This is a genomic window from Streptomyces carminius (assembly GCF_002794255.1).
Classification (GTDB): domain Bacteria; phylum Actinomycetota; class Actinomycetes; order Streptomycetales; family Streptomycetaceae; genus Streptomyces; species Streptomyces carminius.
The window spans coordinates 223,395-244,329 of the sequence record NZ_PGGW01000038.1 but is presented as its reverse complement, the minus strand read 5'-3'; the positions used below and the strand labels follow the sequence as shown (position 1 = coordinate 244,329).

Here is a 20,935-nt window from a genome sequence, read left to right as displayed (position 1 = left end):
GCCGCCGGGGCGGCGGAGATCTCAGACACGGGCGGTCGCCTCTCCGGCGGCCTGCCCGGCGGTCCGGGCGCGGTCGGCGGGGCGGCCGGTGAGGGCCAGGAAGACGTCGTCGAGGGTCGCCTCGTACACGGTGAACCGCTCCACCGTGTCGCCGTCCGGATCGACTCCGTCCAGCAGCCTCCTGATGTGGGACGCGCTGCCGTTCGTGGGCACCCCGACGACCATGCGGTCCGGGTCGCGCAGGACGGCGGTTGCGCCGAGCCGCCGCACAGCGCGCGCGTACGCGGCGGGACCGGCGAGGGTGAGGTCCAGGCGCCGGTCCGCGACCCGTCGCTTGAGGCCGGCGGCGGTGCCCTCGGCGACCACCCGCCCGGCGTCGAGGAGGGCGATGCGGTCGGCGAGCCGGTCGGCCTCCTCCAGGTACTGGGTGGTGAGGAAGACCGTCGTCCCGGCTCCGGCCAGGGAGGCGGTGAGTTCCCACATCGTCTGGCGGCTGCGCGGGTCGAGCCCGGTCGTGGGCTCGTCGAGGAAGACCACCTCGGGGTCGCCGACGAGGCCCGCGGCGATGTCCAGCCGGCGGCGCATGCCGCCGGAGTACGTCCCCGTCCGGCGGCGGGCCGCACCGGTGAGGTCGAACCGCTCCAGCAGTTCCCCGGCCCGCCCGCGGGCCCGGCGGCGCGACAGACCGCACAGCCGGCCCATCATGACCAGGTTCTCCTCTCCGGTCTGCTCCTTGTCGAGCGCCGCGTACTGCCCGGTGAGGCTGATGCGGCGGCGCACCTCCCGCCGTTGCCGCACCGCGTCGAAGCCCGCCACCCGCACCCGCCCGGCGTCGGGCCGCACCAGTGTGGCCAGGATGCGCACGGTCGTGGTCTTGCCCGCTCCGTTGGGACCGAGCAGTGCGAACACGCTGCCGCGCGCCACCTCCAGGTCGATCCCGTCCAGCACCGTCACCGGGCCGTACGACTTCCGCAGCCCGACCGCCTCGACCGCCGTCTCCTCCGCCATGCGACCCACCCCCTCTCGTCTCCGCCCTTCGGGGCGCACTTCTGCGTATGTCATACACGCTACTGCGTAATGCATACACAGATCTAGGATGGCGGTCAACCCGAAGGCGGAGAGCGGAGCGGCGAAGACGATGGCGAAGGACGGCGACACCGGCCTGCCCCCGGGTCTCGAAACCGCCTGGGGGCTGCGCGAACGCCCCGGCAAGGGCCCCCGGCCGGGTCTGAGCGTGAGCCGGATCGTCGACACCGCCGTCGGACTCGCCAACGCCGAAGGGCTCCCGGCGGTCTCCATGGGCCGGATCGCCTCCGCCCTCGGTGTCTCGACGATGTCCCTGTACCGGTACGTGTCCTCCAAGGAGGAGCTGCTGGTCCTGATGCAGGACGCGGCCTACGGGCTGCCGCCGGAGGGCCCCGCGCCGGAGGAGGGCTGGCGGGCCGCCCTGGCGCACTGGGCCCGGGCGATGCGGGAGGTGCTGTACGGCAATCTGTGGATGCTCCGCGTCCCCATCACCGCCCCGCCCACCACCCCCCGCGCGCTCGCCTGGATGGAGCGGGGCCTGGTCTGCCTGCGGGGCACCGGCCTGGACGAGGGCGAGAAGATCGAGACCATCCTGCTGGTCAGCGGCTTCGTCAGAAGCGAGGCAACGATGACGGCGGACCTCGTCTCGGCCGCCCGCGCCTCGGGCAGGACGGTCGAGGAGACCATGGCCGCCTACACCCGGCTGCTGGCCAGGCTCGCCGACCCGGAGCGCTTCCCGGCGGTCAACGAGGTCCTGAGGGCGGGGGTCATGACCGAGGAGGGCGCCCCCGACGAGGAGTTCGCCTTCGGCCTGGCGCGGCTGCTGGACGGCATCGAGGTCCTGGTGGCGGCGCGGAGCGCGCGGGGTCGCTGAGACGTACGGCGTACGTCTCAGCGACCCCGGAATCCGGCGGCCCGCGGCGCGGCCCGGGTGCGGCTGCCCCGGCCGGTGTCAGCGCGGCTGGGTGTCCAGCCAGACCGCGGTGTCCGGCGGCAGGTGGTGCCCGGCGGTCCCCCCGCCCAGCTCTCCACTGGCCAGCAGCGGCTCGCCCGCGGACGCCGGCAGCGGCAGGGGGGCGCCGGAGAGGTTGACCCGGCACTCCAGCGCGCCCTTGCGGAAAGCCAGCTCGCCCTCCCGGGCGGGCAGCCAGGTGAAGCTCTCGTCGCCGGTGAAGGAGCGGCGGACCTTCAGGGCCGCCCGGTACAGCTCCAGGAAGGAGCCGGGCCGGCCGGTCTGGGCCTCGGCGGAGTGCTCGCCCCAGCTCTCCGGCTGCGGCAGCCAGCTTCCGCCCGGGCCGAACCCGTACGACGGGCCCGAGCGCTCCCAGGGCATCGGCACCCGGCAGCCGTCCCGGCCCTTGCGGACACGGCCGGTCCGCTCCCACATCGGGTCGCGCAGCGCCTCCCGGGGCAGATCGGCCACCTCCGGCAGGCCCAGCTCCTCCCCCTGGTAGAGATAGGTGGTGCCGGGCAGCGCCAGGGTCAGCAGGGCGGCGGCGCGGGCGCGGCGGCGGCCCAGTTCCCCGTCCGCGGCCGGCTCGCGGCCGTCGGCCATCAGCCAGGCGACCGTGTCGGTGCCCTCGGGCAGGGCGTAACGGCTCAGATGGCGCACCACGTCGTGGTTGGACAGCACCCAGGTGGGCAGCGCGCCGACCGGACGGGCGCCGTCCAGGGAGGCGTCGATCACCCGGCGGAACTCCGCGGCGTCCCAGGGACAGCGCAGATAGGGGAAGTTGAACGCCTGGTGGAGTTCGTCGGGCCGGGTGTACAGCGGCAGCCTGGACTCGCTCACCCCCGCCTCGGCCACCGCGATGCGGGGCGGGTCGTACTCGTCCAGGATCCGGCGCCAGGCACGGTGGATGCCGTGCACCTCGTCCCGGTCCCAGAAGGGGTGGTCGTGCCCCTCGGGCGGGGCGTTGAGCGGGGCGGAGTCCGCTCCCAGGGTGTCGCGCAGCGGCGGGGTGAGGTCTTTGCACATGCCGTGCGCCACGTCGATGCGGAAGCCGTCGACGCCCAGGTCCAGCCAGAACCGCAGGACGCTCTCGAACTCGGCGAGGACCTCGGGGTTCTCCCAGTTCAGGTCGGGCTGCTCGGCGGCGAAGATGTGCATGTACCACTGGCCGTCCGGCACCCGGGTCCAGGCGCTGCCGCCGAACTTGGACCGCCAGTCGGCGGGCGGCTCGTCGCCGCCCGGACCCCGGCCGTCCCGGAACACGAAGCGGTCCCGGGCCGGGGAGCCGGGCGGGGAGGCCAGCGCCTCGGCGAACCAGGGGTGCTCGCTGGAGCAGTGGTTGGGGACGATGTCGACGATGACCTTCAGACCCAGGGCATGTGCCCGCTCCAGCAGTTCGCGGAAGTCGTCCAGGGTGCCGTGGCGCGGGTCGACGTCGCGGTAGTCGCTCACGTCGTAGCCGCCGTCGGCCCAGGGAGAGCGGTAGAAGGGGGTCAGCCACACGGCGTCCGCGCCCAGCTCGGCCACGTGGCCGAGCCGGCCGGTGATCCCCCGCAGGTCGCCCATCCCGTCCCCGTCGGCGTCGGCGAAGCTGGGGACGTAGATCTGGTATATGACCGACTCGCGCCACCACTCGGCGCTGTCTCGGGACGTGCTCTGCATCACGGGGCCTCTCGCGGTGCTGCTGTCGTGCGGCGGAAGGGAATTCAAGACGGCCACGCCGTTCACGGTCAAGAAATCCCCGGGACACGAATGCGTGACGTCACTTACGTCCGGTTTTCGGACAGCGCGAAACTCCCGGTCGCGCCCACCCCGCAGGCGGCCGGTTCGTCCCCGGAGGCCGCGGGTAGCCGGTTCCACACCGTTCGTTCCCCTCGCACCAGGGTGGGTCACAGATGATCGAAGCAGCAGCCTCGCAGCCGTCCGGCGGGCTCACCGGCTGGGTCACGGATCTGATGGAGGCGCTCGGCGCCCCCGGGGTGGGGCTGGCCATCGCCCTGGAGAACGTCTTCCCTCCCCTGCCGAGCGAGGCCTTCCTGCCGCTGGCCGGCTTCGCCGCCGCCCGCGGCGACATCAGCCTGTTCGCCGCCCTGCTGTGGACCACCATCGGTTCGGTGGTCGGCGCTCTCGCCCTCTACTGGGCCGGCGCGCTGCTGGGCAGGGAGCGGATCATGGCGGTCGCCTCGCGGGTTCCGCTGCTGAAGCCCGCCGACGTCGAGAGGACGGAGGCCTGGTTCGCCCGGCACGGCACCAAGGCGGTCTTCTTCGGGCGGATGGTGCCGGTCTTCCGCAGCCTGATCTCGGTCCCGGCGGGCGTCGCCCGTATGCCCATGAGGACCTTCCTGATCCTCACCGCGCTCGGCAGCGCGCTGTGGAACACCCTCTTCGTACTGCTGGGCTACACCCTCGGGGACAACTGGCACATCGTCTCGGACTATGCCGGGATGTACTCCAGGGCCGTCATAGCGCTCGTCGTCCTCGCGGTCGGGGGCTTCGCCGTCATCCGCCTGGCCAGGTCCCGCCGGGAGCGGCGACGGGCTGAGGCGCGGGAGCACCGGGAGGGCGGACCGGAGGAGGGGCGGCGGCCCGGGCAGGACGCCGGGCGGCGCGACCGGTGACCGCGCCGCGGTTCCGGGGCCGTCCGGGCTGATCGCACACCGGCCGGGTGCGTCGGCCGGTGTGCGATCAGCCCGGACGGCTCGTGCGCGGTACGCTCCCGTCCCTCCGGCACCGCGCGGACCCTCAGGTGCGCCCCTCCCGCTCCTGGACCTCCTCCAGTACGGGCTCCGCCGTCATCCACCCGGCCCGCACCACCGGGAAGCCGGCCGCCTCGTAGGCGTCGCAGACCTGGTGGTCGTCGTCGACCACCAGGGCGACCGTGCCCTCCGCGGCCAGTCTCCGCAGCAGCTCCGGTTTGGTGACCCGGGCCGGGCGGCGGTCCCGGTCGCCGCGCATCAGCAGCCGCCCGGCCGGCAGGCCGTGCCGGGCCAGCCACTCCAGGGTGTCGCGGCGGCACCGCTCGGGGCGCCCGGTCACGTACACCACCTCGTGCTTCTCCGCGCTGGAGCGCACCAGGGCCACTCCCCGGGCCAGCGGCGGATCGCCGGGCGCGGCGGCGAAGAAGGCGTCCCAGTCGCGCCGACGGCCGTCGATGTGGCGCAGCCGGTGGCGGACGTCGGCGAGTGTCCCGTCCAGGTCGAACACCGCCAGGGAGCGGGATGTCATCGGTCACCTCCACGGGTCGGGGCCGCAACCCGCGGGCGGCGCCCCGCCATGGTCGCACCCCGCGCCCGGGCCGCCGAGGGGCGGGTTCACTCCTCCGGCGAACCGTTCACCCACCAGCGCAGCGCCGCGGTGGCCAGCTCCGGCGGCACCTCGTGACCACCGCCGAACTCCCGGTAGGTGACCTCGTAGCCGGCGCGCTCCAGCGCGGGCACCAGCCGGCGGCTGCAGGAGCCGACCGGCAGGACGCGGTCGTCCCGGCCGTGGGAGACGAAGACCCGGGGGTTGCCGTGGTGGACCATGGGTGCCATGAAGCCGGGCGAGAAGGCGAGCACCGCCCCGAACAGGTCCCCGTTGGCCAGGCCCAGTGAGAGCGCGTAGGAGGCACCGTCGGAGAACCCGGCCACCGCCACTCCTGCCGGGTCCACCGGGAAGCGCCGGAAGACGTCCCGCAGCGCGGCGTCCAGCCGGGACACGTCCGGCCCGTACCCGCCGCGGATCACGTCCCAGGTGGAGTCGGCGGCCTGGGGCGCGAGCAGCAGCAGCGAGTCGGAGCCGGCCTGCGGAAGCAGCCAGGACAGCGCCCGTTCCGCCGTCCCCCCGGCACCGTGCAGGGTCACCGCCAGCCAGTACCGCCGGGCCCGGCCCTCCGCCGCCGACGGCGGGACGCGCAGCAGCGCCCCTCCGTCCACCCGGTAGGTACCCGGCTCCCCCGCCGTGGGGACACCGCCGGACGGCCGGGCGGCGAGCCGGCCGTGCGGTTCGTTCTCCGCGATCGCCGTGTGGGGATAGGTGCTCTCGGGCACCGGTGTCCCGTCAGTCCCGGCCATTCCTCTCCAGCCCTCCTCCGGTGCCGTTCCGTGCCCGGTGCGCACGTCCACCGGGCCGGTGGAGTACCCGCGGCACGGCGGCGCATGCCCTCCGCCGCCCGGGGGTACCCCGCCCCGCATGACGGACGAGAACGAGAAGAACAGTACCTACCGTGATGAAAAGGACGAGGGATCCTCGCGGGAGGGGAGGACCGGGGAGTTCCAGGAGGCCGAGCGGCGCCGCGAGCGGTCCCGGCCCTTCGACTACCCGTACCGCGAACGCCGCGCCAACGTGCGGGCCAGGCGCCACATCAGCCGCGAGGAGGCCGACGCGGACATGCCGCCGGGCCTCTCCGGCGGCTACGGCACCACCGGCGGCGGGCAGCCCGCCGGTCCGGCGCAGGCCCGGCCGGGCAGGTCGGTGGTGGAGGAGGACCCCGCCGGGACCGTCGACGAGGACGGCGCCGCGAGCGGGGCGCACCGGGAGGACGAGGAGCGCGGCCGGTAGCGTCCCGGGGCGGCCGCCCGGCTCCCCGTCCCCGCGCGTTTCCCTCCCGGCGCCCCCGGGCACGCGCGCCGCATGGACTCCCCTCGCCGCCCCTTCCTGGACCATTCCCTGCCGCTGCTCGCCCGGGGATACGCCTGGCTGCCCGACCGCATGCGCCGCACCTCCGGCCCCTTCCTCCGCACCCGGCTGACGGGCCGGCACGCGGTGGCCCTGCGGGGGCCGGAGGCGGTGCGGTTCGTCTACGACGAGCACCATGTGCGGCGGCACGGCGCCGTTCCGGAACCGGTCAGGAGCACCCTGTTCGGCCACGGCGCGGTGCACACCCTGGACGGCCAGGCACACCGGGTGCGCAAGGCCCTGTTCCTGTCCCTGCTCACCGACCCGGACGGGGTGGCCGAGCTGGTCGGCCGCACCACCGCGGCCTGGGACGAGGCCGCGGAGCGGTGGGCGCGGCAGCCGCGGGTGGTGCTGTTCGACGAGGCGAGCCGGGTGATCGCCCGTGCGGTCTGCGAATGGACCGGCGTGCCGCTCGGCGGGTCGGAGACGGACGCGGTCGCCGCCGATCTGGTGGCCATGGTCGACGGCTTCGCCACCCCGGGGCCGCGCCACTGGCGCGCCCGGGCGGCCCGGCGGCGCCGGGAGAAGTGGCTGGCCCCTCTGGTGGCGGGCGTGCGCGACGGCTCCGTCCGGGTGCCGGCGGACTCGGCGGTGGCGGTGGTGGCGCGGCACCGCGACGTCGACGGCTCGGAGCTGGACGCGCGAACCGCCGCGGTGGAGCTCCTCAACATCCTGCGGCCGACTACCGCGGTCTGCTGGTTCGTCGCCTTCGCCGCGCACGCCCTGCACCGCTGGCCGGAAAACCGCGGGCGGCTGCTGGCCGAGAGCGGACAGGACGGCGGGCCGACGGGCGGGGCCGGGAACTCCGGCGGCCCGTACGCGGAGGCCTTCGCCCATGAGGTCCGCCGCTTCTACCCCTTCGCCCCCTTCATCGGCGGCCGGGCGGTGGCGGACCTGACCTGGCGCGGCGAGCCGGTCCCCGCCGGTGCGCTCGTCCTGCTCGACCTGTACGGGCAGAACCACGACGCCGCGCTGTGGGAGGACCCGTACTCCTTCGACCCCCGGCGCTTCCTCGGCCGGACGGTGGAGCGGGACGAGCTGGTGCCGCAGGGCGGCGGCAGTGCGGAGGTCAACCACCGCTGCCCCGGGGAGGACATCACCGTCGCGCTGCTGCGGGCGCTGTCGGTCCGGCTGGCACGGCTGGAGTACCGGGTCCCGGAGCAGGACCTGTCGATTCCGCTGCGGCGCGTACCGGCCCGGCCGCGCAGCGGTTTCGTCATCGCCGGCGTGCGCCCGCCCGCCGGCTGACGGGCCCGGGCGCCCTCACCCGGCGGCGGCCGGCCCGCTCCCCCCGGCCCCCTCGTGGGTTTCGCGGGCCGGCCGGACGGTGAAACCGCCGTGTCCGTCGAGACGTACCTCCCACACCGCGTCGAACCCGTCCGCACGGCGGGGCTCGCGCAGCCGGCGGAGCGTGTCGTACAGCCCCACGCCGGGCACCCGCTCCCGGTCCGGCCGCGCGGCGTTGCGGGCCAGGGCGCCCGGCACGTCCGGCGGGAACCAGTAGGCCACCACCCGCGCCCCGTGCGCGCGCCCCGCCCCGATCAACGGTGCCCACTCCGCCGGCGAGGGGTTGGTGTTGTCCACGACCACCGAGCGGCCCTCCCCCAGCGCCTCGGCCACCAGGCGCAGCTGCCGCCGCTGCCGGTGCCGGGCGGCGCGGGGGAAGAGGTCCTTGCTGACCACGGCGTGGGTCGCGGCGAGGTGCCGGGCGCGGAAGGTGGACTTCCCCGAGGCCTGGAGCCCCACCAGGACGGCCAGCTCCGGCCGGTGCGTCCCGGACCTCCTCCCCGGTCCTTCCGGGCCCCTGTCCCCGGTCAGTCCTCGGCCTTCTGCTGGGTCAGGCTCCAGGCGTACTGCAGCCAGTCGGAGACGGCCACCGTGCTCAGGCACGAGACGACCAGCCGGGTGGCGCGCGGGGCGGCGACATAGCCCATGGTCAGTCCGCTCGCGACCCACATCGCGACGCAGAAGGGACAGGCCAGCAACTCCCCCACCGACCTGTGCAGCCCGTGCCCGCGGGGCTCGTCCATGACCTCGGCGCCGTGGAGGCTGCCCGCGCGGCGGGTGAAGGGGGCTCGCAGGAAGCTGGTGACCTTGTCCTTGGTCAGCAGCCGGGAGCTGCGGTAGGTGGCCACTCCCATCAGCAGCAGGTCCAGGGGCGGCACCCGTTCCGGCAACTGCCGTCCCGAGGCCCGCGTCCGCCAGGCGAACGCCCCGACCCCGCCCGCGTAGACACCCGCCAGGGTGACGAGTCCGCGGAGCGAGACCTCCCCTCCCTCGGAGTACTCGTCCGCGCCGGTGGCCCGGCCCACGGTCTCGGCGGCCTGGTCCATGGCACCGCTCATCGGCTCCTCCTCCTGTCGGTACGTCCTGGGTCAAGTCATCGGTGTGCCGCTGCCCGCCCGCCCGCCGCGGGCCGGGTCCGGGGCCCGGCCTGCGGCGGGCGGGGCTCAGGGCCTGGGGTTCTCGCGCCGCCACCGGGGCCGCGCGTCGGCGCCCCGCCGGCCCGCCACCGAGGCGCACCGCGGGCACAGACGCCGGACGCGGTCGGCCGCGCCGCCCGACTCGGGTATGACGTCGGTCCACCCCACGTGGGGGAAGCGCCCGAGCCGGGAGCGGCTGAGGGACAGCCCGCACACGGTCTGGTTCATGCCCTGCTCCCAGGCGTGCACCTCGCCCGCGGGCAGCCGGAGGTTGTCCTCCTCGTCCCGCCACTGGCCCGAGGCGGCCACCGCGTAACGCTTACGTACTGGCACGGACTAGGGGGTTCCCCCGACGCGGGGGTCCACACGCGGCAGCCACCGGTTCCCCGTCCCCGGGCACCCGCTCCGACCGGCGGTTCGCCGAATTATTTGGCACAACCCGAGCACTCCTGAACGGCCTTCCGGGGGGCTCCGTATGTACCAGGAGCTTCCCCCTATCCGGAAAGCCGATAGGCCGGAACGACGCAAGAGGAGTGCTGAGGAGTCCCATGAAGAAGAAAGCGCACAAACGCTCTCCCGTGGTGAACAGAGCGATCGCCGCGGCGACAGCTCTTCTGCTGGGAGGAGGCGGACTGGTCGCCGTCAACGTCTACGCCAGCGCCGGCTCCAAGCACGACGGTGCACGGGAGCGGGTGGGCCCGCGCTTCCAGAACGTCGCGACCATCGACTGCCCGGAAGTGGTGAACGAGCTCAGCCAGGTGCCCGACCGGTCCCGCCGTGAGGTGGACCGCAACCTGGCGCTGCTGGACACCCAGGTCGCCGAGGCCTACCAGCGGCTGGCCCGCTCCAAGAGGCAGGTGGCGAACGACCCCGGCTTCCTTCAGAACGCGATCCTCGGCCCGCTGGAGGGCAAGCGGCGCGCGACGATCGAGCGGATCCAGATCTCGATCGGCCGGTTCGGGGACCGGCCCGGCGGGCTGGAGCGGCTGGCACCGTGCAAGGCGCGGGACAACGGCGACAAGGACGGGGGCGGCGGCCAGAACCAGGGCGGCGACCAAGGCCAGAACGCCGGCCAGGACGGCGAGCAGCAGGACAACGGCGGCCAGGACCAGGGCGGCGACCAGGGCCAGAACGCCGGCCAGGGCGGCGACCAGGGCGGCGCCCCTGGGCAGGGCGGGAACGGTCCGTCCCCGGAGGACTTCGTCGACATCCGCAAGGTCCGGCCCAACTTCTCCGAGCCCGACTTCGGCAACGGCTCCAGCGGCACCTTCACCACCGAGTGCGGCCGCAACGAGAACCGCAACTTCAACTCCGACAACGTCATCGTCGCCCCCGGCGTGAGCAACGGCGCCCACCACATGCACGACTACGTCGGCAACCAGGACAACAACGCCTTCTCCACCAACGAGTCCCTCGCCGCCGCCGAGACCAGCTGCGCCAACCCCGAGGACCGCTCCGGGTACTTCTGGCCCGTGCTGCGTGTGCAGAACGGCGAGGCCGAGCAGGACGCCGACGCGCCCGGCGGCGGCACCGAGGGCAATGTCGGCAAGATCCAGACCCCTGCCTCGGTCACCCTCTTCTTCCGCGGCAACCCCGCCTCGCCCGTGGTGGCCATGCCCCGCTTCCTGCGCATCATCACCGGTGACGCCAAGGCCTTCACCAACGGCGACGCCAACGCCAACGCCTCCTGGTCCTGCACCGGCTTCGAGGACCGCCAGCTGCGCGACAAGTACCCCCTGTGCCCCGAGGGCAGCGAGGTGGTGCGCACCTTCCGCTTCCAGAGCTGCTGGGACGGCCAGAACATCGACAGCGCCAACCACCGCACCCATGTCGCCTTCGCGGCCGAGGACGGTTCCTGCCCCGAGGGCTTCCAGGCCATCCCCCAGATGGTGCAGCGTGTCACCTACGACCTGCCCCGGGGCGAGGTGTTCGCCGTCGACTCCTTCCCCGAGCAGCTCCACAAGCCCGACACCGACCACGGCGACTTCATCAACGTCATGTCCGACGACCTCATGGCGGAAGTGGTCTCCTGCATCAACGAGGGTCGTGACTGCCAGTGAGACGCTCCGGAACGCACACCACTGATCCGGCCCGGCCCGACTGAACCCGCCGGGGACGGGGTCCGGGCGGAGAAGGCCCGGACCCCGTCCCCGTCTCCGCCCCCGGCCCCGTCCCGGACCGGTGAACACGCCGGTCCGGGCACCGGATCCGCTGCGCGGCCGGCCTCAGCCGTGCCCCCGGTGTCCCCCGTGACCGTCTCCGCCGGAGTGCGCGCCGCCGTCGCCCCCACCGTCCCCGGAGTGCGACGCCCCGGACTCCACTGCACCGCCGAGCCGGCCGCGCAGCTTTCCCAGTACGCCGGGCTCGCCCACCGCGACCCATTTCTCGCCGACGAGGTAGGTGCCGCCGTAGGGCTTGGCCTCCGCCAGCCAGCTCTGCTGCCCCCCGGCAGTGGCGAACGTGGCGAGCACGTACCGGCCGTCGCCGGTCGTGCAGACCCCCTGTCGCAATTCCTCGGCGTCGGTCTGCATCCGCGGCTCGCACTCGGTGCGGGCGGCGAGCTGTTCCAGGGTGCCCCTGGCGGTCTTCGGCGTCTTCTGCTTCTGCTCCGCCCTGCTCGTTCCACCGTCCGCGGTGCCGCCACCGGACGCGGTGCAGCCCGCGGCGAGTACGAGTGAACCGATGAGAGCGGCGGCCCGGACCGCGGTACGTCCCGTGAAGCGCATCGTTGGCCTTCCTGGGTGGGAGAGAGGTGACATCCCCCGTTACGCACGGCGCCGGTCACCGTCTCATTCCGGTGCCGGTCCGATCACCGCCGCCGGTGGCGTCTGCCGCCCGCCCGGAACGCGTGGACGGGGTGTCCCTGCTCGTCCGCGGTCTGCATCACCTGCTCCCAGCTCAGGGCCCGGCCGTCGACGGCGAACAGCGGGCCCGCCGGCCGGTCCGCGATCAGCAGGCCCAGCACCTCCACCGCCCGCTCGCTGAGGTCCCCCTCCCCCTCGGGCACCTCCCGGCCGCAGACGCCTGTCACCCGCCGCCCCGCCAGGTCGATGTCCTGGATCTCCAGGGAGAGCAGGTCCAGCATCCGCAGATCCCCCTCCCACAGCAGCAGCCACAGCGCCCGGTGTGCCATGGCGATGGAGTCGTCGGCGAGCAGCTCCGCCAGCCGTTCCGCGGTGATGTGTTCGTCTGTGAGCGTCATGGCCCGGCAGTATTCCGTCCGGATACGTCCAGGGGTAGGGGTAGGAACGATCCTTCCTGTGAACAGAAGTCCCCGCGCCGCCGCCCGCCGTGCGGACGGCGGCTGCGGCGGCGCGGGTACCCGCGTCAACTGCCCTGTCAGCAGGTCAGGTTGTCACCGGGAGTGGTGCCCAGGAGCTGGGTGAACTGCCGGTACTTGTCGACCCGGCTCTGCACCTGGGCGGGGTTCTTCCCGCCGCACTCCAGGGCGCCGTTGATGCTGCGGATGGTCTCGCCGAAGCCGTGGCCGTTGACCATCGCGTCGTGCGGGGTCATGGTGCCCGGACCGCTCTGGGTGTTCCAGTACCACAGGGCCGTCTTCCAGGCGACCGCCGCGTCCCGCTCCACCAGGTGGGGGTTGTTCAGCAGGTCGATGCCCAGCGCGTCGCCCGCCGCCTTGTAGTTGAAGTTCCAGCTCAGCTGGACCGGACCGCGCCCGTAGTAGGCGGCCTCCCCGGCGGGGCAGCCGTACGGCTGGCCCTCGTCGCAGTAGTGCGGGTAGTTGGCGGTGTTCTGCTCCACGATGTGGACCAGTCCGCCGGTCTCGTGGTTGACGTTGGCCAGGAAGGCGGCGGCCTCCCGCTTCTTCACCGTCTCGCTGCCGGTGTTGGCGAAGGCGGGGTAGGCACTCAGGGCCGCCGTCAGGCCCTGGTAGGTGTAGAAGGAGTTCCGGTTCGGGAACATCTGGTTGAACTGCGCCTCGCTGACCACGAATCCCGACGGGTCGGGGTCGGCGGGGTCGGGGGAGGTGCCGCCGCCGCAGGTGCCCTTGTCCTTCCAGACCCCGGAGGTCCCGGGCGGCTTCTCGTTCTGGGTCCACCACTGGGCGGTCCAGTTGTGGCCGTTGTGGGAGACGGTGTCACCGTTCCGGTAGACGGCCGAGGAGTTCCAGGGCGAGGTGCACTCCGCGGCGGAGGCCGTAGCGGCGGGGAGGGTGACCGCCAGGGAGCCCGCGAGCGCGGCCGCGGCGACGCCGGCCATGACACGTGGTCGTATCACCTGAACGTCCCTTTCTTGCGTGGGGGGATTGGTCAAGACCACCTAAGCGCTTTGGTCTGTACCAGTCAAGCCACGGACCGGAGTCGGGCATGTCCGGGCCCCGGTCCGGGGACAGGGGACAGGGGACACCCGCGGGAGAAAACCGCGCTCCGGAGGCCCTCCGCGGCACCCGCCCGGCGCCGCGCCGGACGGGCAGGACGGCAGGCGGAGGGAGGAAGGAAGGGAGGAATCCGACGACGAAGGCAATCGCTTGTAGGACCGTATGCCTTGACGGTTCACCCGAATGCCGGTCGTCCGGCCGGGTCCCGCCTTCGTTGTTGAAGACGTGACTTCACCAGATCCGTTGTCCGCATCCGCGCCCCGCCGCTCCGGACGGGGCGGCCGTGCGTGAACAGGACCAGTACTTCGAGCCGTACGGCGCACCCGCGCCCGGGGACCCCGACGGCCGGTGGGCGGGTGCCCACCCCGGGTTCGGCGCGGTGCCGGAGCAGGGGACCCCCGCTCCACCGGAGGCGGACCTCCTCGGCCCGGCCTGGGACTTCGAGGCCGAACTGGCCCAACTGCTGCGTGACCCCGGCCGGCTCCACCCCCCTCCCCCGCCGCGGGCCCGGCGCCGGCGGCCGCGGGACGCGGCACCCGCCGCCCCGGACGGTGGACTCGGCGACGGACCCGGCGGGACGGACGAGGCCACCTGGGTGCTGCGCCGCTTCGAGGCGGCTGCGGAAACGGTCCCTCAGGGCGAGGCGTCCGGCATCCCCGCCGAGACCCCCCGGGACGAACGGTCCCCGGTCGTCCGGCGCCGCCGACGGCGCCGGACCCACCACCCCGAGCTGTCGTGGCTGCACGTGTTCAGCTTCGCCGTCGCGGCACTGACGGCCTGCGTCGTGGCGGTGGTCAGCGTCCTGGGCGGGCTGGTCTCCTACGACCCCCTGCGGCGACTGGCCGGTCCCCATGTGCTCGGCGAGCTCGCCCGGTGGTGGCCCCTGCTGGTCTACGGGCCCTGGCTGGCCGCCTCGCTGTCGGTCCTGCGCGCCACCGTCCTGCGGCGCCGGGCCCGGCGCTCCTGGGCCGTGGTGGTGCTCTTCTCCACCGTCGCGGTGGTCCTCTGCGTCGCCCACGCCCCCCGGACCCTGTCCGGGATCGCCGCCGTCGGGCTCCCCCCGGTCACCGCCCTGGTCTGCTTCCACCAGCTCGTGGGACAGATCACCCTCACCCAGCCGCGGCACGCGCTGCCCCGCCGGTCCGTGCCGCTTCCGCGGCAGCGCGGGCCGGTCGGCAGGCACACCGCGCACCGGGGCGACGCCCGCGGCTGAAAACCGCCGGGACGGGCGCGGGCGGCCCCACCGGACGGGCGCGTACGGCCGCCCGCCCCACCACCGGATCCGGCCGGGACGCGAGCCGTGGCCCGTCCCGGCCGGATCCGTCATCCGTCACCCGCCGTCCGTCACCCGCGGTACGGCCGGTGCGGGCCGGTCACCAACGGTGCCGGCCGGCCCGCAGACTCTCCGGCGGTCCCAGGTAGCTGGGCTCCAGGCCACCGGTGTCCACCACGATCCGGTGGACGATGACGGTCGGGTCCACCATCCACAGTTTCAGGGTGTGGGTGCCCGCCCTGGCGATCGTGTGCCGGGTGGAGGTGCGGTTGACGTTGTCCGAGGTGTTCCTCGCCCACCGCCTGTTCATGTAGGTGTCGTCCGCGCCCGTGGCCGCGATGACGTCGACGGTCTGGGGCTCGTCGTCGTCGATCGAGACGGCGTACCGCAGGCCCTCCGTCGGCAGGACGTTGTTGCGGGGCGCCAGGTACACCCAGACCTCGGCCTCGCCGGCCGTGGTGAGGGTCATCTCGTACTCCAGGCGCGGGCCGCGGCCGCCGGGGGTGCGGCTGGGCGCGGTGACCGGGTACGGCTCCACGCCGTCCTCCGCCCGCCCGATGCCGGGCAGCCGCTTCCAGCGGACCCCACCGCTGTCGACCGCCCGGGAGTAGTGCGCGGCCTCCATGGAGAGGTAGCCGCCCGCCTCCACGAAGCCCCGCAGCCTGCGGCGCGGGAGCCTGGGCTTCTCGACGACGGCCTGGACCTCCACGGTGGCGCCGTCCGGTCCGTGGACCGTGATCGGCACCCTGGTCACTCCCCCGGGGGCCCGCTCCCAGTCGATGTGGACGGTGGCGCGCACCTCCTTGGTCACCCGGCCGCGGGCCTTGCGCACCCTCACCCACGGCTCGGCCGGGACGATCCGGTAGTCGAACGGCCTGCTGCCGCGGTTGAAGACGTCGATGTACTGGTCGGGGCGGGTCTGGTACGGGCTGAAGGCGGGGAGCACCGCCTTGCCCTCCGCCTCGGGCCACCACTGGTCGGAGCCGTCGACCGCCACGCCCAGTTCGGCTCGGCCGGGGACCTCGATGCGCCGGACCGCCGGATAGACCTCGTCGGGCAGGGCGACGTGGTTGGGGGTCTGGGGCTGCTGCCAGGAGGCGTCGGGGCCGTAGCGCTCCACATCGCCGTAGCCGATCTTCGGCTGGGTCTGGAAGCCCTTCCACTTGCCGCCGGCCAGGATGTTGTTGTAGTGGTCCGACATCGCCTGGTCCGCGGCGAAGCGGGCGTCGGTGAGATCGGCGTAGTCGTTGGTGGCGGCGCGGCCCTGCTGCGCGTAGAGGATGTTGGTGAACTCCGCCTCGCGCAGCTCGTAGAGGTTGGCGGTCGCCTTCACCTGGTAGAGCACCAGCTGGTAGTAGGCGTCCTGGTCGGCCCGGGGGAGCCTGCGCCCGACGGCCTCGGCCTTCTTCGCCAGCTTCCGCCACTCCTCGGTGACCCGGGCCGTCTCCCCGTAGTGGTTGAGGTGGTACGGGCTGGCCTCGTCGTCGTAGACCACCGCCGCCTCGTCCTGGGAGAGGTCCTTGGCGGGGTCCAGGGTGATGCGGCGGTTGAGCAGCTCGGGCTTGCGGCGGGCCTGGAGGAAGCCGTAGGTGTGCAGCACCTCGGCGATCTCCTCGGCGTGCCGGGGGCCGAAGTTCTGCGCGGCGTACCGCCGCTCCCACTCCTCCAGCTTCTCCAGGGGCCAGCGCTCGGGGTCCCAGGCGTAGTCGAGGAAGAACTGCGCGGGCATCTCCTCGGCCTTGAAGTCGCCCACGTTGACCACCCACAGGCGGTCCACGCCGTAGGTGTACGTCAGGTGGAGCTGCTCCCAGGTGCTGACCAGGTTGATGGTGTCGACCCACTTGTAGTTGCGGCCGACGCCCACGTAGTCGAAGTGGTAGTACATGCCGTAGCCGCCGGCGCGCTTGGGGAGCGACTGGTCGGGCAGCTTGCGCATGTTGCCCCAGTTGTCGTCGCAGAAGACGACGGTGACGTCCTCCGGCGGCCGCAGACCCTTGTCCCAGTACCGCTGGACCTCCTTGTAGAGGGTCTGGACCTGCGGGATGCCGGTGATGTCGGACTTCCCGGTGACCTCGCGGAGGATCTCGCGCTGGCTGCCGAGGATGGACTCCATCAGGTCGATGCCGTCGCCGTCGGGCAGGCTGACGTCGCCGTTGCCGCGCATGCCGAGCGTGACGACGCCCTCGAAGTCCTCCTCGAGCATGCGGCGGATGCCGTCGGCCCAGTACTTCTTGATGGCCTCGCCGTTGCGGCGGAAACTCCACTCGCCGGTGCCGCCGTACGGGTCGCTGCCCGGCTCGGTGATGTTGCCGTCCTCGTCGCGCTTGGCGGCGACGGCGTGCCGGTTCCACTCCTCGATGCCGCGCATCATGGGCGCCTCGTGCGAGGTGCCCATCACGATGCCGTACTCCTTGGCCGTCCGGTGGTTCTCCGGGTCGTCCTCGGCGAAGGCCCGGCCCCACACGGCCGGCCACAGGTAGTTGGCCTTGAGCCGGAGCATGGTCTCGAAGGCCTGGGCGTAGAACTCGCTGTTGAAGCCGTTGGGGAAGCCGGGCGCGTGGCCGGGGCCGAAGTACTCGGGCGCCCAGGTGCCCAGCGCCGGGTTCTCGTCGTTGATGAAGATGCCGCGGTACTTCACGGCCGGAGTGCCCTGGGTGTGCCGTCCGGGCAGGACGTGCAGCTCGTCGTGGCGGCGCGGCGGCACGTCGTCCCAGAAGTGCCAGGGCGAGACGCCCATCTGCCGGGTGGTCTCGTAGATACCGAAGATGGTGCCGCGCTGGTCGCTGCCGGCGATCACGAAGGCCCGGCGGACACCCGGCAGCGGGTTCTCCACCACCTGTTCCAGGGTGGTCTCCCACTTCCCCGCGATGCCGGAGACGTCGAGCTTGCCGCTGCCGATCAGCCCGTCGATCAGCGGGCTCCGGCCGATGGTCCCGATGATCACGACCTCGGACCGCCGCGGCACCCAGTCCGTCATGACGGCGGGTTCGACCCCGGTGACCCGTCCGGTGTCCTTGCGCAGGTCGCCGACCGCCCGGATCACCCCCGGATGGTCGGCGCCGCTGACCACCAGCGGCGCGGCCCTGCCTCCCGCGACGAGGGGGAAGCTCCCGCCCCGGCGGGAGAAGGAGATGTAGGTCTCGGAGCCCCGGCCGTGCCTGCCGCCCCTGGCCGTCGCGGCCTGGGCGGTGGAGGCGGTGGAGGCGGTGGAGGCGGTGACGGCGGGCACGGTGGTGGCGGCGGCGGTCAGCGGGACCAGACTCAGGAACGTTCTTCTGCTGGCGTCCTGGGGAACCTGCGAGCCGGTGTTGGGCCTTCTCATTGCTCAGTCTCCGCGAGTGATGGACGGGAGAGGGAATGGCGCACTGATCTTTCCGGAATGGTTCCGGAAAGAGAATCACCGGGGCATGCTCGGGTCAAGAGTCTGTATCCGGTAAGTTGCTTGTATGTGAAAGGAGTTCAGCCCGCTGAATGAAGAGCTCGCGGTCGGGAGCTCCGAAAGTTTTCGCCGGTACGCCGGTACGGCCGGATACCGTCTTGTCCCCTCGGCACCGGGCCCCTCAGAGCGCGGCGGCCATCCGCCGTACGGCCTCGGTGAGCACCTCCGGCGAGGTGGCCGTGTTCAGCCGGACATGCCCGGCACCCCCCGTACCGAAGTCGGGTCCGGAGTTGAGGGCCACCCGGCCGCGCTCCAGGAACACCGCCGCCGGATCGTCGCCCAGCCCGAGGGCCCGGCAGTCCAGCCAGGCGAGATACGTGCCCTGGGCCGGGCGGTACCGCACCGCGGGCAGGTGCTCCGCCAGCAGACCGGCCAGCAGCCGCCGGTTGCCGTCCAGCCCGGCCAGCAGCGCGTCGAGCCAGTCGCCGCCGTGGCGCAGTGCCGCGCTGTGGGCGATGACGCCCAGATGGCTCGCCCCGTGCCAGACCTCCTCGGGCATCCGGGCCAGGTCCTCCGCGGCGCCGGGGCCCGCCACCACGAGAGCGGCTTTCAGCCCCGCGAGGTTCCACGCCTTGGAGGCCGACAGCACGGCGAAGGAGTCCGAGGCGCCGCGCACACTCGGATAGGGGGTGTGTTCCGCCCCGGGCAGCACCAGGGGGGCGTGGATCTCGTCGGAGACGACCCGGATCCGGTACTCCCCCGCCAGGGCGGCCACCCGCTCCAGTTCGGCCCGGGTGTGGACGGTGCCCGTCGGGTTGTGGGGGCTGCACAGCAGGTAGGCGGCGCGCCGCCCGCCCGCGGTGGCCGACCCGAAGGCGCCGCGGAGCGTCCGGAGGTCCAGCCGGTGGTCCGCGCCGAGCGGGGCCTCGACGATCCGGCGGCCCAGGTGCTCGACGAACGCGTAGAAGGGCGGGTACACCGGCGGGTTGACGACCACCGCGTCCCCGGGGCCGGTGACCAGCTTGAGCACCTCCACGATCCCCACCATCACATCGGGCACGAGCGCGGTGCGCTCCGTCCCGATCCGCCAGTCCCAGCGCTCCTCCGCGAAGGAGGCCAGCGCCTCGGCGTATCCCGTGCCCGCCGGATAACCGGTGTCACCGAGGGCGACGGTCTCGGTGAGCGCCCGGGCGACGGGCTCGGCGAGGGGAACGTCCATCTCCGCGACCCACAGCGGCAGCACGTCCTCGGGGTGGGCACGCCACTTCGCGCTGGTGCGCCGCCTGAGCTCCGCCATGGTCAGCCGGCGCAGCGGGTCGGGGCCCGGCGCCGCGCCGGACCGCGGGGGGTACGGGGAGTGCGGGAGCGCCAAGGGACACCTCCGGGATCGGCCGTGAAATCACCTTGGGAGACCGCTTCCCGCCGCGGCGGGAAGCGGAACCCGGTATCTGCCACCGGGCCGGTGGCACCGGTGCGGACCACCGGTCCGGACCACCCTTCCGACCGGCAGTGCGTACCATCGGTCCATGCCACTTCCCCGCTTCCACCGACTGCCCCCGGAGCGCCGCCGGGAGATCCTGGAGACGGCCCGGTCCCACTTCGCCCGGGACGGTCCCGACAACGCCTCGTACAACGCGATCACCGCCGCCGCCGGACTCTCCAAGAGCGCTGCCTACCAGTACTTCGACGGCAGACAGGACCTGCTCGCGGCGGTGCTCGACGGGGTGCGGGACCGGCTGACCACCGCCCTGGGCCCGTGGCGGGACGCCGGGACGGCCGAGGAGTTCTGGGCCGGCCTGCGCGCGGGCTCGCGCAGGCTGGTGCGCCATCTCGCCGCCCACCCCGACGACCTGGCCCTGGCCGACGCGGCCGTCACCCGGGCCGCCGGACAGGAGTGGACGGGCTGGTTCGCCACCGTGCTCGACAACGGGCGGGCCCTCGGGGTCGTCCGCGACGACGTCGACCGGCGGCTGATGCTGTCCGCCACCATGGCGGTCATGCACACCGCCGACCGGTGGGCCCTGCGGCGGGTCACGGACCCGGTCGGCGGCTTCCGCGCGGATGACGCCGACGACACCGAACAGGTCTGGAGTCTGCTCGCCGGCCTGTGGGGGCCGCGTACGGCCGGACGTACGGCCGGAGGGAGCGAACGGGATGGCTGACGGCGACGGGGCCGCCGACGGTCCCCCGGAGTGCGCCGACGCGCGGATCGACTGGGCCGTTCCGCCCGTACGGGCGGGTTGGGCGGGACACGTGGACCGCCTCATGGGCCCGGGCATGAGCCGCGGCGAGCGTCTCGTGGAACTGCTCGGCGGGGCGCTGTGCTGCGCGCTGCTGGCCGTCCTCGCGGTGCGCACCGGCGCGTACGGCCGCTGGTCCCTCCTCCAGGCGGCGGTGGCGGCCGTGGTCGCGCTCGACATGGTCGGCGGGGTGCTGACCCTCGCCGGCAACACCACCAAGCGCTGGTACCACCTCCGGTCGGCGGGCGCGCCGCGCCGGCGGCGGATCCTGCTCTCCGTCCATCTGGTGCATCTGGCCGCCGTGGCGTTCCTGCTGCTGCCCGGCGGCGCGGGACGGAACTGGCAGTGGCTACTGGTGAACACCGCACTGCTGGCGGCGGCCGCCGTGGTCGTGGAGTCCGCGCCCCTCCCCCTGGTCAGGCCGGTGGCGATGGCCTGCTACCTGGTGGCCGTCCTGGTGAACCTGGTGTGGTTCCCGGTACCGCGGGAGCTGCTCTGGTTCACTCCCCTGTTCTTCCTCAAGCTGGTCGTCTGCCTCCTGGTGCCGGAGGCCCCCCTGGCCGGCACCGGCCGGCGGGAGAAATGAGGGCCGGCGGGCCGGTGGCGGGGGCTCCCGCCACCGGCCCGCCGGCCCGTGGTGCCGGTCC

At 73.5% G+C, this 20,935-nt stretch carries 20 protein-coding genes; 8 read left to right on the top strand and 12 right to left on the bottom strand.

Features of this window, described 5'->3' with window-relative positions:
- Positions 1–21: 21 nt before the first annotated feature.
- Positions 22–1,008, bottom strand: coding sequence for an ATP-binding cassette domain-containing protein (locus CUT44_RS10030; protein WP_100200287.1), 987 nt, complete (start codon positions 1,006–1,008; stop codon positions 22–24).
- An 88-nt stretch (positions 1,009–1,096) separates the two neighbouring features.
- Here CUT44_RS10030 and CUT44_RS10025 point away from each other — a divergent pair, with 88 nt between their 5' ends.
- Complete coding sequence (locus CUT44_RS10025) at positions 1,097–1,900, top strand: TetR/AcrR family transcriptional regulator (protein WP_199185557.1); 804 nt, start codon at positions 1,097–1,099, stop codon at positions 1,898–1,900.
- Between the two features lie 78 nt (positions 1,901–1,978).
- Here the strand turns inward: CUT44_RS10025 and CUT44_RS10020 are convergent, their stop codons facing one another.
- Complete coding sequence (locus tag CUT44_RS10020; RefSeq protein ID WP_100200286.1) at positions 1,979–3,640, bottom strand: glycoside hydrolase family 13 protein; 1,662 nt, start codon at positions 3,638–3,640, stop codon at positions 1,979–1,981.
- 233 nt (positions 3,641–3,873) lie between these two features.
- Here CUT44_RS10020 and CUT44_RS10015 point away from each other — a divergent pair, with 233 nt between their 5' ends.
- Positions 3,874–4,596 (top strand): DedA family protein, encoded by a 723-nt coding sequence (locus CUT44_RS10015; RefSeq protein WP_100200285.1) that lies wholly within the window; start codon positions 3,874–3,876, stop codon positions 4,594–4,596.
- A gap of 124 nt (positions 4,597–4,720) precedes the next feature.
- On the opposite strand, the gene CUT44_RS10010 is transcribed toward CUT44_RS10015, so the two are convergent.
- The gene (locus CUT44_RS10010) at positions 4,721–5,203 is read right to left on the bottom strand and encodes a phosphatase domain-containing protein (RefSeq protein ID WP_100200284.1); all 483 of its coding nucleotides are present in this window, start codon (positions 5,201–5,203) and stop codon (positions 4,721–4,723) included.
- Positions 5,204–5,289: 86 nt separating this feature from the next.
- Complete coding sequence (locus CUT44_RS10005; RefSeq protein WP_107488041.1) at positions 5,290–6,030, bottom strand: alpha/beta hydrolase; 741 nt, start codon at positions 6,028–6,030, stop codon at positions 5,290–5,292.
- Positions 6,031–6,148: 118 nt separating this feature from the next.
- Between CUT44_RS10005 and CUT44_RS10000 the strand changes: the two genes are divergently transcribed.
- Entirely contained in the window at positions 6,149–6,517 is a 369-nt protein-coding gene (locus CUT44_RS10000) for a hypothetical protein (RefSeq protein WP_100200283.1), read from the top strand.
- Between the two features lie 72 nt (positions 6,518–6,589).
- Positions 6,590–7,882, top strand: coding sequence for a cytochrome P450 (locus CUT44_RS09995; RefSeq protein WP_100200282.1), 1,293 nt, complete (start codon positions 6,590–6,592; stop codon positions 7,880–7,882).
- 15 nt (positions 7,883–7,897) lie between these two features.
- On the opposite strand, the gene CUT44_RS09990 is transcribed toward CUT44_RS09995, so the two are convergent.
- The 3 genes from CUT44_RS09990 to CUT44_RS09980 form a co-directional block, all read right to left on the bottom strand.
- Positions 7,898–8,380, bottom strand: a complete 483-nt coding sequence (locus tag CUT44_RS09990; protein ID WP_233221098.1) for an ATP-binding protein — start codon at positions 8,378–8,380, stop codon at positions 7,898–7,900.
- Between the two features lie 68 nt (positions 8,381–8,448).
- A complete protein-coding gene (locus tag CUT44_RS09985; protein WP_233221096.1) occupies positions 8,449–8,979 on the bottom strand; it encodes a DUF1360 domain-containing protein in 531 nt (176 codons plus the stop codon).
- Between the two features lie 105 nt (positions 8,980–9,084).
- Complete coding sequence (locus CUT44_RS09980; RefSeq protein ID WP_100200281.1) at positions 9,085–9,390, bottom strand: hypothetical protein; 306 nt, start codon at positions 9,388–9,390, stop codon at positions 9,085–9,087.
- Positions 9,391–9,605: 215 nt separating this feature from the next.
- On the opposite strand from CUT44_RS09980, the gene CUT44_RS09975 reads away from it, so the two are divergent.
- Complete coding sequence (locus tag CUT44_RS09975) at positions 9,606–11,117, top strand: DUF1996 domain-containing protein (RefSeq protein ID WP_100200280.1); 1,512 nt, start codon at positions 9,606–9,608, stop codon at positions 11,115–11,117.
- 165 nt (positions 11,118–11,282) lie between these two features.
- Here CUT44_RS09975 and CUT44_RS09970 read toward each other — a convergent pair whose 3' ends face one another.
- The 3 genes from CUT44_RS09970 to CUT44_RS09960 all read right to left on the bottom strand — a co-directional run bounded on the left by CUT44_RS09970 (position 11,283) and on the right by CUT44_RS09960 (position 13,278).
- Complete coding sequence (locus CUT44_RS09970) at positions 11,283–11,783, bottom strand: hypothetical protein (RefSeq protein ID WP_100200279.1); 501 nt, start codon at positions 11,781–11,783, stop codon at positions 11,283–11,285.
- Positions 11,784–11,866: 83 nt separating this feature from the next.
- Complete coding sequence (locus CUT44_RS09965) at positions 11,867–12,259, bottom strand: site-specific integrase (protein ID WP_100200278.1); 393 nt, start codon at positions 12,257–12,259, stop codon at positions 11,867–11,869.
- 137 nt (positions 12,260–12,396) lie between these two features.
- Positions 12,397–13,278 carry a glycoside hydrolase family 19 protein gene (locus CUT44_RS09960; RefSeq protein WP_100200277.1) on the bottom strand — a complete coding sequence of 294 codons (882 nt, stop codon included), beginning with the start codon at positions 13,276–13,278 and terminating at the stop codon, positions 12,397–12,399.
- 401 nt (positions 13,279–13,679) lie between these two features.
- Here CUT44_RS09960 and CUT44_RS09955 point away from each other — a divergent pair, with 401 nt between their 5' ends.
- Positions 13,680–14,609, top strand: coding sequence for a DUF2637 domain-containing protein (locus CUT44_RS09955; RefSeq protein WP_233221094.1), 930 nt, complete (start codon positions 13,680–13,682; stop codon positions 14,607–14,609).
- 160 nt (positions 14,610–14,769) lie between these two features.
- Here CUT44_RS09955 and CUT44_RS09950 read toward each other — a convergent pair whose 3' ends face one another.
- Complete coding sequence (locus CUT44_RS09950) at positions 14,770–17,991, bottom strand: glycosyl hydrolase 115 family protein (protein ID WP_100200276.1); 3,222 nt, start codon at positions 17,989–17,991, stop codon at positions 14,770–14,772.
- Positions 17,992–18,229: 238 nt separating this feature from the next.
- The gene (locus tag CUT44_RS09945; protein WP_100200389.1) at positions 18,230–19,345 is read right to left on the bottom strand and encodes a MalY/PatB family protein; all 1,116 of its coding nucleotides are present in this window, start codon (positions 19,343–19,345) and stop codon (positions 18,230–18,232) included.
- Between the two features lie 229 nt (positions 19,346–19,574).
- Between CUT44_RS09945 and CUT44_RS09940 the strand changes: the two genes are divergently transcribed.
- Together CUT44_RS09940 and CUT44_RS09935 are read left to right on the top strand one after the other, a co-directional pair.
- The gene (locus tag CUT44_RS09940) at positions 19,575–20,210 is read left to right on the top strand and encodes a TetR/AcrR family transcriptional regulator (protein ID WP_100200275.1); all 636 of its coding nucleotides are present in this window, start codon (positions 19,575–19,577) and stop codon (positions 20,208–20,210) included.
- Positions 20,203–20,874 (top strand): hypothetical protein, encoded by a 672-nt coding sequence (locus tag CUT44_RS09935; protein ID WP_100200274.1) that lies wholly within the window; start codon positions 20,203–20,205, stop codon positions 20,872–20,874. The genes CUT44_RS09940 and CUT44_RS09935 overlap by 8 nt, the downstream gene beginning before the upstream one ends.
- The last annotated feature ends 61 nt before the right edge of the window (positions 20,875–20,935 follow it).

Coding starts and splice junctions, on each gene's coding strand:
- CUT44_RS10030 (WP_100200287.1), bottom strand. CDS start 1,008: ATGGCGGAGGAGACGGCGGTCGAGGCGGTCGGGCTGCGGAAGTCGTAC.
- CUT44_RS10025 (WP_199185557.1), top strand. CDS start 1,097: ATGGCGGTCAACCCGAAGGCGGAGAGCGGAGCGGCGAAGACGATGGCG.
- CUT44_RS10020 (WP_100200286.1), bottom strand. CDS start 3,640: ATGCAGAGCACGTCCCGAGACAGCGCCGAGTGGTGGCGCGAGTCGGTC.
- CUT44_RS10015 (WP_100200285.1), top strand. CDS start 3,874: ATGATCGAAGCAGCAGCCTCGCAGCCGTCCGGCGGGCTCACCGGCTGG.
- CUT44_RS10010 (WP_100200284.1), bottom strand. CDS start 5,203: ATGACATCCCGCTCCCTGGCGGTGTTCGACCTGGACGGGACACTCGCC.
- CUT44_RS10005 (WP_107488041.1), bottom strand. CDS start 6,030: ATGGCCGGGACTGACGGGACACCGGTGCCCGAGAGCACCTATCCCCAC.
- CUT44_RS10000 (WP_100200283.1), top strand. CDS start 6,149: ATGACGGACGAGAACGAGAAGAACAGTACCTACCGTGATGAAAAGGAC.
- CUT44_RS09995 (WP_100200282.1), top strand. CDS start 6,590: ATGGACTCCCCTCGCCGCCCCTTCCTGGACCATTCCCTGCCGCTGCTC.
- CUT44_RS09985 (WP_233221096.1), bottom strand. CDS start 8,979: ATGAGCGGTGCCATGGACCAGGCCGCCGAGACCGTGGGCCGGGCCACC.
- CUT44_RS09975 (WP_100200280.1), top strand. CDS start 9,606: ATGAAGAAGAAAGCGCACAAACGCTCTCCCGTGGTGAACAGAGCGATC.
- CUT44_RS09970 (WP_100200279.1), bottom strand. CDS start 11,783: ATGCGCTTCACGGGACGTACCGCGGTCCGGGCCGCCGCTCTCATCGGT.
- CUT44_RS09965 (WP_100200278.1), bottom strand. CDS start 12,259: ATGACGCTCACAGACGAACACATCACCGCGGAACGGCTGGCGGAGCTG.
- CUT44_RS09960 (WP_100200277.1), bottom strand. CDS start 13,278: ATGGCCGGCGTCGCCGCGGCCGCGCTCGCGGGCTCCCTGGCGGTCACC.
- CUT44_RS09950 (WP_100200276.1), bottom strand. CDS start 17,991: ATGAGAAGGCCCAACACCGGCTCGCAGGTTCCCCAGGACGCCAGCAGA.
- CUT44_RS09945 (WP_100200389.1), bottom strand. CDS start 19,345: ATGGCGGAGCTCAGGCGGCGCACCAGCGCGAAGTGGCGTGCCCACCCC.
- CUT44_RS09940 (WP_100200275.1), top strand. CDS start 19,575: ATGCCACTTCCCCGCTTCCACCGACTGCCCCCGGAGCGCCGCCGGGAG.
- CUT44_RS09935 (WP_100200274.1), top strand. CDS start 20,203: ATGGCTGACGGCGACGGGGCCGCCGACGGTCCCCCGGAGTGCGCCGAC.